The sequence below is a fragment of the Vibrio sp. M250220 genome, from assembly GCF_036533795.1.
Taxonomy (GTDB): Bacteria; Pseudomonadota; Gammaproteobacteria; order Enterobacterales; family Vibrionaceae; genus Vibrio.
In genome coordinates, this window is sequence record NZ_JATABI010000004.1 from 127,332 (window position 1) to 139,031 (window position 11,700).

9 protein-coding genes and 2 pseudogenes are annotated in these 11,700 nt (G+C 45.5%); 4 read left to right on the forward strand and 7 right to left on the reverse strand.

Annotated features, from left to right (window positions below; genetic code table 11):
• Positions 1 to 44: 44 nt before the first annotated feature.
• Together QTN94_RS02905 and QTN94_RS02910 are read right to left on the reverse strand one after the other, a co-directional pair.
• Entirely contained in the window at positions 45 to 3,194 is a 3,150-nt protein-coding gene (locus QTN94_RS02905; RefSeq protein WP_331426796.1) for a chitinase C-terminal domain-containing protein, read from the reverse strand.
• 378 nt (positions 3,195 to 3,572) lie between these two features.
• A pseudogene (locus tag QTN94_RS02910) lies at positions 3,573 to 3,811 on the reverse strand (helix-turn-helix domain-containing protein); the annotation flags it as partial.
• A 10-nt stretch (positions 3,812 to 3,821) separates the two neighbouring features.
• On the opposite strand from QTN94_RS02910, the pseudogene QTN94_RS02915 reads away from it, so the two are divergent.
• Positions 3,822 to 4,009, forward strand: a pseudogene (locus tag QTN94_RS02915) (NADH-dependent alcohol dehydrogenase); the annotation flags it as partial.
• A gap of 67 nt (positions 4,010 to 4,076) precedes the next feature.
• Here the strand turns inward: QTN94_RS02915 and QTN94_RS02920 are convergent.
• Both QTN94_RS02920 and torS read right to left on the reverse strand, forming a co-directional pair.
• A complete protein-coding gene (locus QTN94_RS02920; RefSeq protein ID WP_331426797.1) occupies positions 4,077 to 4,601 on the reverse strand; it encodes a GNAT family N-acetyltransferase in 525 nt (174 codons plus the stop codon).
• Positions 4,602 to 4,610: 9 nt separating this feature from the next.
• The gene (gene torS, locus QTN94_RS02925; RefSeq protein WP_331426799.1) at positions 4,611 to 7,508 is read right to left on the reverse strand and encodes a TMAO reductase system sensor histidine kinase/response regulator TorS; all 2,898 of its coding nucleotides are present in this window, start codon (positions 7,506 to 7,508) and stop codon (positions 4,611 to 4,613) included.
• An 80-nt stretch (positions 7,509 to 7,588) separates the two neighbouring features.
• Here torS and torT point away from each other — a divergent pair, with 80 nt between their 5' ends.
• From torT to QTN94_RS02940, 3 genes are all read left to right on the forward strand, one after another.
• Positions 7,589 to 8,599, forward strand: a complete 1,011-nt coding sequence (gene torT, locus QTN94_RS02930) for a TMAO reductase system periplasmic protein TorT (RefSeq protein ID WP_426951382.1) — start codon at positions 7,589 to 7,591, stop codon at positions 8,597 to 8,599.
• A gap of 9 nt (positions 8,600 to 8,608) precedes the next feature.
• Positions 8,609 to 9,064: a methylglyoxal synthase gene (locus tag QTN94_RS02935; protein ID WP_138970633.1), complete on the forward strand. Its 456-nt coding sequence runs from the start codon at positions 8,609 to 8,611 to the stop codon at positions 9,062 to 9,064.
• Positions 9,065 to 9,301: 237 nt separating this feature from the next.
• Positions 9,302 to 9,502 (forward strand): hypothetical protein, encoded by a 201-nt coding sequence (locus QTN94_RS02940; RefSeq protein ID WP_331426800.1) that lies wholly within the window; start codon positions 9,302 to 9,304, stop codon positions 9,500 to 9,502.
• 4 nt (positions 9,503 to 9,506) lie between these two features.
• On the opposite strand, the gene QTN94_RS02945 is transcribed toward QTN94_RS02940, so the two are convergent.
• From QTN94_RS02945 to QTN94_RS02955, 3 genes are all read right to left on the reverse strand, one after another.
• Positions 9,507 to 10,157 carry an HAD-IA family hydrolase gene (locus tag QTN94_RS02945; protein ID WP_171052115.1) on the reverse strand — a complete coding sequence of 217 codons (651 nt, stop codon included), beginning with the start codon at positions 10,155 to 10,157 and terminating at the stop codon, positions 9,507 to 9,509.
• 150 nt (positions 10,158 to 10,307) lie between these two features.
• A complete protein-coding gene (locus QTN94_RS02950) occupies positions 10,308 to 10,814 on the reverse strand; it encodes a flavodoxin (protein ID WP_331426801.1) in 507 nt (168 codons plus the stop codon).
• Positions 10,815 to 10,940: 126 nt separating this feature from the next.
• Positions 10,941 to 11,700 (reverse strand): S-type pyocin domain-containing protein (locus QTN94_RS02955; protein ID WP_331426802.1); only part of this gene is annotated, 760 nt, incomplete at its 5' end.

Below are 11,700 nucleotides of genomic sequence, written 5' to 3' on the forward strand. Positions count from 1 at the left end.
ATTGATCGTATAAGGCCTTGGAATAATCCAAGGCCTTTTTTTGTTTATAGTGGGCAATTCACCTCATCCCAGAACCAGTTAGATTGGGTTGGTGATTCCCAAGTTCCTGGGCTGTTTTTAGCGATAAAACACTTATCGTTATAGAGGTATGTAGTGCCATTTATAGCTTGGGTCACACCGGGTTCCCACTGCACTGCTGGACCAGTTGGGTTAGTACCGCCGTTGTCGCCACCAGTTCCACCATTACCGTCTCCGCCCTGTGAAAGATCTGCAAGTGGTAGATCAGGGTATTCCGCCTTCAATGCATATTCGACTCCGTTGATCTTCACTGTGTAGTTAGCCGGGCCAGAAATGGGTAAGTAATAGACCATGTCTAACTCATAAACCTCACCATTGGCCATGTTGTTCCAGCTTGGCAAAGAGAACGACACGCGATGCATTGTGCCATCAAGCCCGCCAATGTTGTTCGCTCTGGTATGTCCAGAAGAGATAACCGCGAGTCCACCGCCCGATTGATCTTTGGCGTTATCTGGCGCTGAGACAGGAATATCAAACTGGAACTCCGTCCCACCAGGAATGACCTGACCGGTATTGTTGGTAAAGGTCAATTTAGGGTTAATTGGGTAGTTTTGATCCCCGACTTTAAAGCCGCCCACCGTTACCGCTATATCGACAGCTTCTGCTGGCATTGCACCCGTCGCAACTTTATTGCCATAAGGTGTCGCCGTTGCAAATTTGTCGTAGATTGCCTTAGTCATCGTGTTACCCATATGGTACTCACCACTACCGTTAGCACACGCTTGTTCTGTCAGATCTACGCTGGTACGTTGACCATTCGCATCTAGGTTATAACAGTTATAGTCCCCTGCTAATTCCCAGAACATGATTCCACCAATCTCTTTGTCAATGACGTAGTCCGCTTTGACGGAAACTGACTGCTCATCTTCGGTTGAGAGGAAGACACTCTTCTCTGCATTCCATAGCCAAGGAGCAACGGCAACCGAATCATAGTTGCGTGTATAAGTACCAACCAGTTGGTGCTGGGGATTATTTGGGTCTAGTTTGTACGCCGATGCGTAGCTGCCTAAAATACCATTTTCTAGGTTTTTGGCGTGCCACATTGGACCTGAGCCTGCCCCCATCTCATTCCCTTTCGGGTCAGTATCGTGCCACATATTATCGATACCAATAGCACCGTTACCGCAATTGTTGCTTTCACCTTCACCCGTACCTTCAGGACATTCGGCCTGATTTGGCAGCGCAGCTCGACCCCATAGACCATTCGTCCCACCAGTTACTCCCTGCCAACCGCGTGTATAGTAAGGTACGCCGATATTGATTCGGCCAGCTGGCATTGAACCGCGGAAATAGTGGTATGCCCAATCGGTGTTAAGATAACCTATACCACCGTACTGAGCAGTGTTGTAAACGTTCCATTGCGCCAACTCTGAATCTTCACCAGTGTCATACAGTGCGGCGTTGTGACCAACATGATCGTTCCATGCGCCGTGCAAGTCGTAAGACATAATGTTGACGTAGTCGAGGTACTTGGTCACATCAAATGTTTCCATGCCGCGTAACAGGTACCCAGAGGATGGCGCGGCAATGGTGAGCATGTAGTGCGTACCATCCTGTGCAGAAGCTGCATCGAGTTTTTGACGAAGTACCTTCATCAGTTCTTGGTACGATGCCCATAAGTACGGACGGCGTGGTTCCATAAAATCTTTATCATATGGGTTTCCTGCGCCAGCCATTGAAGTTGGATATTCATAGTCAATATCTAAACCATCAAAACGGTAAGTACGCATCATGGCAACCGCAGAGTCGACAAATTTTTCTATCCCTGCGTGGTTAATTGAGCCGTCGGCATTCGTGGTCATCGAGTAGAAACCTCCGTCAGCGACGCGATTCCCATCAGCACCAAAGTGACCGCCAGTTTCTGCCCAGCCACCAATCGAGATCAAGGTTTTAACGCCATAGCGTTCCTTGTATGTAGCGAGTGCACCAAAGTGGCCTTTGAAGCCAAGAGTTGGGTCAATATCGACGCCTTGCCACTCTTTTCCAGTCGCGGCATTATTCGGATCATTGACATCACCCAGATTGACTTTGCCATCCGAGCCAATCCCTACAAACGCATAGTTAATATGAGTAAGCTGTTCCCACGGAATATCTTTCACCAAGTAAGCGGATTGAGGATCATCTCCTGCGCGCCAGCTGGTAAAGTAGCCAATAACTCGACGTGGATGATCCGCGCCCATTAATTCGCGTCCATCCTCGTCGTACTTGGTACAATAAGGGACATTGATGCCTTCCGTTTGATACAGGCCGTCAGGTCGACAGTTCGCAGCCGTTGGTTCACCGTTAACCACCAGCGAAGTCGTTGTTGAATTGGTTGTGGCACCTAGGTTGTCGGTCGCCCTTGCATATACTGGCAAACTACCCGCTCGGTTCGCGGTGTAGTTAAGTACATATGGTTCAGTAGTGACCGTTCCGACAAGAGCCCCAGAGACAAAGAAGTCAACCTTATCGATCGTTCCATCCGAATCAGCAGCATTGGCGGTAAGGGAAACTTGTGCACCCTGATCAACAACTTCATTCGACAATGAGATATTTATCGTTGGTGCAATATTATCTGGCGTATTCGAGCTGACGTTAATTTGCACGCTGCTTAGTTGACTCTTAACGCCAGCGTCATCATAAGATGCTACTGCAATTTGGTGCGCTCCAGATGTTGCAACCCAAGTCGACGTATAAGGAGCAACGCTTGCCTCCGCCACGACTGTGCCATCGACGACAAACTCCACTTTGCTGATTGTTCCATCTGCATCCGCTGCGTTGGCAGATAGAGTGACAACGTCACCTTCAGCAATCACATCACTCGCTTGAGGTTGAGTTAATTCCACCGTCGGAGCTTGGTTATCTCCTGCTGAAGTACAACTACCTAATTCACTCCAGAAGTCCCACTGGCTCGATGAGTTTAACGCTGGGTCATTGTTCCTTGTCCAATAATTAGCCTGATATCCTTTGCCCTGATACTCAACTTGATCGCCGCCTGAATAGGCAACGGTAGAGTCCCAACCAACTAGAGTCGTACAATCTATCGCTGCGTAGCTGTTAAACGCCATTAAGCATGACGCACTTAACGAGCTCAACGTGAACACGCGTTTCATTGTGTTCGGTTTAGATGTATGCATTTCCCGTAATCCTTAACTTGTTGTTTCACAATTAGATTTATTTTTGATTAACGCTGACGGACTTAAAATCCCCAGTAAAATAACACTAGATAAGATTAGGAAAATTCGCACGAAGATTATCGTAATAATCCAAATTGACTCGCAATACGGAATGTTATGCATGCAACAAGGTGAAACTTAATTTGCATCGATAACTAATTTTTGATTTATTTCATCAGAAAGAAATAAACCTCTCCACGCTTAGCATGAAGAGGTTTATTGTAGAAGATTGACTAGATCTCCTATAGGGAAGAAAGAGAATAGTTCTTTTTCTGAAAACAGTATTGCCCAATTGGCTGGAAAAAAACACTGTAAAGATGTCAGCGTCAGTTTCCCTTTTTATGCTGCATTTGCCTTCGGGGTTTCATTAAAGTGGCGCTTAAATTCGCGTGAAAACTGAGAAGTACTATTGTATCCAACCAATCGCGCAGCATCTGCTGCTTTAAGCCCTTCCAGTTGGATCAGTTCTCTTGCTTTGTTCAGTAAGTTCTTGCACGGTGACTGTGTCGGTATAGTTCTTCTAAAGACTTAGCGACACGAGCATAATGCCCCTCGTGTCTTACCAAATCAAACAAGAGGCAAGTCGCAATGCAATTTAGCTACGTAAACCCAACCCAGATTCACTTTGGTCAAGGTCAGATTCAAAGTATCAGTTCGACAATCCCTTCAGATCAAAAAGTTTTAGTTATTTATGGTGGCGGTTCTATTAAGAGCAACGGCGTATATGATCAGCACTAGAAGGTCATCAATGGTCCGAGTTTTCAGAAGTAGCTCCGCGTTTTCCCGCCATGTTGTGATAATCCACCTATTACACAGCACTAGCGCTTTTTACCCTCTCTGTCGTTACTTAACCTGATAACGATAGATCAAGTCATCGTAATACTGACCACCGATTTGGTAAGCGTCTTTCTCTCTTTCCGCGAGACTGAAACCCGCTTTCTCCAGCACTTTACACGACGCAACGTTGCCATCGGTTACAATCGCATTAACCGTTTGAATTGGATAGTTGTGAGTAGCATGGTCGATCAACGCAACCAATGACTCTGTCCCGTATCCACGTCCATGAAATTCCGGCAACAGCAAATAGCCAACTTCAATATGCTGTTGATTGTCTTCAGACAAACACAGCCCCGTCACCCCAATGGCATTACCCGATTGTTTCTCTTTAATCACTAAACACAACCAATGGCTGTTAGGCCAATTCCACTTTGGAAGACGAGATTCAAAACGCTGACGAATTTGCTCTTTCGTCGGTTTATCAAACGCATAACGAATCACATCATCATCTTGGTGCAATCGTTCAAAGAGCTGCCAATCATTTTCCGTGATTTGATCCATCAATAATTGTTTTGATTCTATTGGATACATTTAATTCCTCTAAGCTAATATCTCATCGAGTGCGTGCTTTGATTGTTCGACCAATGACCAAAGCTCACTGCGATGTTCCAGATACATCTCACACGGTTGCTGTGCTTTTTCTATCTCGAGACACAAATCGAACAGTGCCCCTAAGCCTAAACTGCCCGCCGATCCTTTGAGTTTATGAGCAAGTTGTTTAATCTCTCTTTGATCATTTTGCCCAGCCGCGCTATCTAACTGCGTAACAATCTCCTGAGCACCATCGCTGAACAAGCCACAGATTTCCACCATTTTGGCTTGCCCTAGCACTGCCATATCCGCTATCACTATTTTGGGGTCGATAATGGCTTGATTAACTGGTCGCACTGGCATGTCTTCTTTATGACAATCGTTTTGTTCTAACAATAACGACTTGCCCTCTAAACTATTTTGGATCATTTGGCTAAGTGCGTCCTTATCAAGCGGCTTAGGCAGATATCCATCAAAACCCGCCGCGATGTAACTTTCAACTTCTTCATTGTATACATGCGCCGATACCGCGATCATTGGCGTCGGCATTCGGTTGGACGAGTCAGTTTCTATTTGTTTCAACTCACCTAATAATGCAATTCCATCACAATCAGGCAGGTTGATATCCATCAGCACGATATCGAACGAATGCTGCTCGAAGTCACTCCTAGCGCTCTTTCCATCAACCGCCGTCATGACTTGATGTCCCATACTCGCCAAAAATCCTTCAGCGACCATGCAGTTAACCGGATTGTCTTCAATCAGCAAAACGCGTGCGGTCACGTTACAGTTGGTTACGGTATCTTGTTGTTGTACTTCCTGACCTAACTGTAGGGGAACAGAAAACCAAAAACGGCTCCCTTCGCCAAGTGAAGACTCAAGGTGGATCTCTCCCCCCATCGCCTCAACCAATCGCTTACTAATCGCCAGCCCTAAACCTGTGCCACCTTTACTACTCAATCCTCCTGATGCCTGAGTAAACGCATCAAACAAGTTGAGCTGCTCTTGTTCGCTGATACCTACGCCCGTGTCCGACACTTCGAACAACACATGTCCATCATTGTCAGGGTCATGAGCAACATAGATATCGACATGGCCTTTGTCAGTGAACTTGATAGCATTTCCGACAAGATTGTTAAGAACTTGACCGATTCGCGTCATGTCACCAAACCAGAATTTATCCACATCACTTTCGATACAATATTCGAGTTGCAGCGACTTTTCTTGAGCTCTTCCATTTAGTAATTGCTTGGTGTCATCCACCATCGCGTGCAGATTAAAGTCGATTGGACGAATTTCTAAATGCCCCGCCTCAATCTTTGAGTAATCGAGTACGTCATTGAGGATAGCAAGCAAGCCGTTACCACTGCGATTAATAACATCGACATAGTGGCCCTGTTGACTGTCCAACCCGGTATCTTTTAACAACCTAGCAGTCCCGAGTACGCCATTCATTGGTGTGCGAATCTCGTGACTCATCGTCGCTAAAAACGCCGATTTGGCACGGCTGGCTTGCTCGGCCTCTTGACGGGCGCGTGCATGGTTTTCTACTTCCTCATTTAATCTGACATTGGCGAGTTGTAATTGATGAGTACGCTCAGTCACTAGCTCCTCTAGATGGCCCTTATGCTGTTCGAGTTCTCGCTTCGCCTTGGCTTCACTTTCTGCGACCACCTTTAAAGCCTTTGCCGTGTTACGTGCAGTAATGATCGCTTGCCCCATATGTGCCAATTCATCATTGCCTTTAACGGCAAGTTCGACTTGCAACTGCCCTTTAGCGATTGAAAGCAACGCCGAGGAATATTCTGCAAGACGTTTAACCACGGATATATAGACCACTTTCCATACGATCAACACCACGATGACCATACCTAGCACCGTAATAATCGTCAGTGTTAGCTGAGCGTAATCGAGGGTCGTTTTTAGTTCTTCAACCGCCCGAGTCGTTGAAGCATTAGACTCGTCGACCAGCTTGTTTACGGTGGCATTAAGTGTAGAAAACTGAGTCAAAGTATCTTGCATCAATTGCTGCGCTGAACGTTCGTTCTCATATCGTTGAGTCAGCACATCAAAAACCACTTCACGACGTTCAAGTTTCTTGAGAAGTTCCGCCATCTGTTGCGATCGCGTAGGATCTTCTACACCCTGCACGCGTCGTTTCATAATATTCAGATTACTGCTGAACTCATCTCTAATGGTTTGAATACGATTGATATCCGATACCGTACGCACCTCCTCTATATGGTTAAGTAACTTAAACGCCAGTAGATGAAGTTCGTGTAATCGCTCGGATAGATCAAGATCGACTTCAACCAGAGCATCAAGCGCGTTATACGCCTGCTCTATCTGGCGTTTATCAAGGAGTGCGTAGATGTGAGTTACATTGGCAACAGCAATGGTAGATGTGTTGGCGACTTGAGTACGAGTAAGTTGTTCCAGCTCTAGAGCAAGGTCCCGAAGTTCACCTGTTCGTACCACAATATCTTGACTGAGGAATAGCCTTTTCTCGACCACAATTCCAAACTTAGCAAGCGTATCGATGACGATCTGAACATCCGACTCCAACCTCGTCAGTAACCCAGAGTCAAACGAATCAGAACCTAACTGTTTGATATGTGTTAGCAAAGATTCCAGCTGAGAAAACAACTCTTTTCCCGAACGTTGACGCTGCTCTTCGCTCTTCGCATTGGAAAGCGTCTGTACAGAAGAAATGATGCGTGAGCTTAATTCGGACACCTGTCTTGCTTCAATCATTGACGGGATCGCCGAATTAACCACATTTCGCTCTGTTTTTGCTACAGAACTAAAGCCAAATACCCCGATTAACGCAGAAATCAAAACCAATAACGCCATCGCAAGGAATGCCAACAGCAGTTTGCGTCCAATACTGGCTTTAGCTAGTAACATCGAGAATCTTCACTTCTTAAGTCTTCTATAATGCGCTATATTTTGCAGTGTTTAATCCGCCTTTACCAACGAAATACTGCATGTCTTTGATCTCAGCTATCCAAAAGCGAGCCACACTGTTAACTTCAATGCTACTCCTCGCAGCGGCATTTAATGCCCACGCGGAACAACCGCTACGAATTTGTGCCATCTACCCGCATTTAAAAGATTCATACTGGTTGTCGGTCAATTACGGGATGGTTGATGAGGCAAAGAAACAACACGTCGATCTCAGAGTATTGGAAGCGGGAGGCTATCTTAACCTCGAAAAGCAACGCGAGCATATGTCTCTGTGTGTGCGTTGGAATGCCGACGCGATCATTCTTGGTACAGTCGCCCCAGATCTGTTTTATAGCTCACTTCGTCAGAGCGTTGGTTCGATCCCTGTGTTTGCAACGGTAAATCAGCTGATTGTAGACAAAGAAAACAGCTCCGCTCTGAAAGGTGAAGTGGGTGTTGATTGGTACTGGATGGGCTACTACACCGGTGAGTATTTAAAAAACAAACACCCACAAGGTTCCGGTCAAATAAATGTTGCGCTTCTACCTGGCCCGAAATCGAGTGGCGGGACCAAACCGGTCATTAAAGGCCTCTATTCTGCGCTTAAAGGCAGTGATATCCATATCGTAGAAACATTATGGGCTGACAATGACAAAGAGTTACAGCGTAACCTTGTTCAGCATGCCATAGACAATACAGAGTTGGATTACATTGTAGGCAGCGCAGTAGCCATCGAGGCTGCAATCAGTGAATTACGCAGCACAGACCAAGTTGGGCAAATTGGATTAGTTTCAACTTATCTCAGTCACGGTGTCTACCGTGGTCTTTTGAGAAATCGCGTTGAGTTTGCCCCGACAGATAAGATGGTCGAACAAGGTCGTCTGTCTGTCCTTCAGGCTGTTCACTATTTGAAAGGCGAACCTTACGAAAAGATCCAAGCACCGATCATAGAACCACTGACACCAAACAAACTCAACCCGAAGGTGATTGCCCAATCCCTTTCACCCTCGGAATATCGACCCACTTTTTACGTCTATAACGAAAACAATTAGGAAGTCTAAATGGAAAAAACGACTCGTACCCTGCCTGCACATAAACATGTGGCGCTTGTCGCTCACGACAACTGCAAACCAGAGCTATTACGCTGGGTAAAAGAAAACAAAGAGAAGCTACAACGCCATTTTCTTTATGCAACAGGCACCACTGGCACAATGCTAAGCAAAGAGACAGGGCTCGCGATCAAAAGCATGATTAGCGGCCCAATGGGCGGTGACCAACAAATTGGTGCGCTAATCTCTGAAGGTAAAATTGATGTATTGATTTTCTTTTGGGACCCACTCAATGCAGTGCCTCATGATCCTGACGTAAAAGCACTACTTCGTATTGCGAGTGTATGGAATATCCCAGTAGCGACAAACCGTGCAACGGCTAAGTTACTGTTTGCATCACCTTTGATCGAACAAGAAGTCGACATAGAAATCCCCGACTATCAAGCCTACCTAGCGAATCGCACCTAGTTGATTGTTAATTGCCCGTGGTAGTCACGGGCTTTTAATTTATCAGATTGACAATTGAACCTATTGTCGCTTTGGCATTCGTTTCTTCACCAAATTAGGGCACACATCTCATCTGTGGCCTCAATTTAGACCAAAATCCAATTGTAAGCACATTCTTATATCGCTAATCTGTCAGTGAATAAGAAATAAACTAATAAAAGCATCCAGTCTAAATTTTTGCTGCCGAGAGATTCCTTTATGGATAACAATGACAAGCTCAACGAAGTTTTGTGCTGCCCACTATGTGGTAGTGAAGAATACTTACTCTCTGAATCTGACAGTATGTTGTGTGTAGAGTGTGGTTCTTTTTTCGAAAATGTTACTCAACTAGCCCCAACCAACTGTGCTATATCCGTGCTTAATGTGCAGTGCTTAATCGCTTCATCAGCTAGCCACTAAAAAATCAACACAAGATCTGTTCAAGCTCGTTGAGATGACGGATCTTTTTCAAATCAAACACATGTTCACGATCATTTAGACCAGTAAGGTGAATTGAGCGAACTCCCGCCCTAACACCAGCCTCTAAACCCTTAGGGGTGTCATCTATATAAAGGCATTGCTCGCGAGTGAACCCCATATTCATCACACAGTATTGAATAAGATCGGGCTCTGGCTTCCAACTGTTAGTATCAAATGCAGAGAAAATTTTACCGCTGAAGTAAGGCAACAGACCAGTCAGGTCAAGACAACGCTCGATTTTATCTTTAGGGCCATTTGACGCGACACAGTACTCAATGCCTTTGTCATCAAGGAACTGTAATAAATCAAACACCCCGTCCATTGGCTTTAGCTGTAGTTCAAACAGTCGATCCAATATATCTCTGTAAACGGGTTCGAGTTGGTCGATAGAAACGTTGACATCTAATCGCTTCTTAGTGGCCGCAAGAATATCAGCAAGCTTACCGCCTTCGAAATGGCTGGCTGCTGCTTCATAAGTGAGGGTGGCACCAAATAGAGCAAACGTGTCACACAGTGCTTGGCAGCAAAGTCTCTCACTATCGACTAACGTGCCGTCACAATCGAAGATTACACACTGAACTTGGGACTCTGTCATGCTCATTACCTTGTTAATTCGCCAAGAGAAATAATAAGGTAGTGAGTATTAAATGGAATGATGTGCTTAACACTTCCCTTGATAAATAGAAGTTTATGTCAGATTTTTAGACCATGTCACCATTTTATCGTTGGCACAATGATGAAGTCATCACTGCTCAATGATGAAGGTGTGGCTATCGTCAAGTGGCAGATCGAGTTTAGTGTAAAGCGCAGCAAGAAATCCTTCTTCAGTCACTTCAGTGCCGCTGCTTTTCAATACAACATCAGAAATTAGAACCGTTTGCTGGTCTATGGTAATTATCGCCGCAGCTACCGCCTCACCTTCTTTAAAACCAAGATAGAGTGAGCAAGGTTCTGAATAGATGATTTGGGTTAAAAACTCAACGATCAGTTGTTGATCGGACTCATTACTCCAACGACCAGCCTGCAATAATGCAAACATCACCGTAAGACGATGGAAGTCGACCAGAAAGATATCTTCTGGTGCCATCTGGCTATCCGCCACCGGTATCTCTGACAACGTTTGGTACTGACGGACAGATACGGCGTCTTTGTACAGTTCCATACCCGCGATGCTCTCTTTGGTAGGAAACTCGACATCTACTTGCTGATAAAGCCATTGGTTTTTGATTTCAGCAATTTTTGGCAAAGTCATAGTCTAGGGTGAACCTGTACAGATAGTGAGAATGGAGCGAGAAGCTTACTAGATAACGCCTTGAGGCGACAAGTCTTTTAGCCAGTTATTCGCAAACCACTCTAAAAAGCGGATATGCTCATTACATTAAAGCGCAGACGAGCCAATTTCTTGCTCATGCTCTTCAATTGGGTGAACCAAGATATTGTGAACATCCACTTGGTCATTCTCGGGGAAGACGGTATCAGGTGTGAGTACATCGGTTGAGCCGTCAGGTGTCCAGGTAATAGTGATACCATTATCCAACTCAGCAATAAAGTGTTGCCCTTGCTGCACCGCCTCACGCTTCGCCACGCGATCACCGTATGCACTTCCTTCGCCCGTTTTTATACCAACGATTTGTTGCTTGCCATTTTCATCGGTGTACATATTGAAACGGACACGCATCGTAACTGTGTCACTCGTCGCAAACTCAGGGTTGCCCTCAAGTGTTCCATCGCCAAGCTGCGAAGGCCACAAAGCAGCAACTAAACCGCCACCGACGCGGGCAAAGCTGCTGAGAGCCTCACCTGTGATACTCCATTTCCCTAGCGTAGAGGTGGTGTTGGTACTGATAATCCCAAGGTTAGAACTGGTTGTACTCGCTGGCAACGCTAAAAATGCCAATTTGCCATAGTCTGTTGCCTTCGATTCGGTAGACACTATTTTCAGATTTACAACGGGAATGTCTTTTTCAATCCACTCAGGACGATTGATCGATGCGATTGAGGTAGCGACTAAGCATCGCTCGGTGTAGTTATAGAAAGTGTTTAAAGGTTGATTAAATCGCTTGGGGCTCTCTGGCGGTATCTCGTAAACAGGCTCTTTTTCAATGTTTAGCGGTTGCTGTTTTTCTACATTCAGAGAA

Bases quoted from the DNA above. Each gene is read 5' to 3' on its own strand.
- QTN94_RS02905 (WP_331426796.1), bottom strand. From the start codon at position 3,194: ATGCATACATCTAAACCGAACACAATGAAACGCGTGTTCACGTTGAGC.
- QTN94_RS02920 (WP_331426797.1), bottom strand. From the start codon at position 4,601: ATGTATCCAATAGAATCAAAACAATTATTGATGGATCAAATCACGGAA.
- torS (WP_331426799.1), bottom strand. From the start codon at position 7,508: ATGTTACTAGCTAAAGCCAGTATTGGACGCAAACTGCTGTTGGCATTC.
- torT (WP_426951382.1), top strand. From the start codon at position 7,589: ATGTCTTTGATCTCAGCTATCCAAAAGCGAGCCACACTGTTAACTTCA.
- QTN94_RS02935 (WP_138970633.1), top strand. From the start codon at position 8,609: ATGGAAAAAACGACTCGTACCCTGCCTGCACATAAACATGTGGCGCTT.
- QTN94_RS02940 (WP_331426800.1), top strand. From the start codon at position 9,302: ATGGATAACAATGACAAGCTCAACGAAGTTTTGTGCTGCCCACTATGT.
- QTN94_RS02945 (WP_171052115.1), bottom strand. From the start codon at position 10,157: ATGACAGAGTCCCAAGTTCAGTGTGTAATCTTCGATTGTGACGGCACG.
- QTN94_RS02950 (WP_331426801.1), bottom strand. From the start codon at position 10,814: ATGACTTTGCCAAAAATTGCTGAAATCAAAAACCAATGGCTTTATCAG.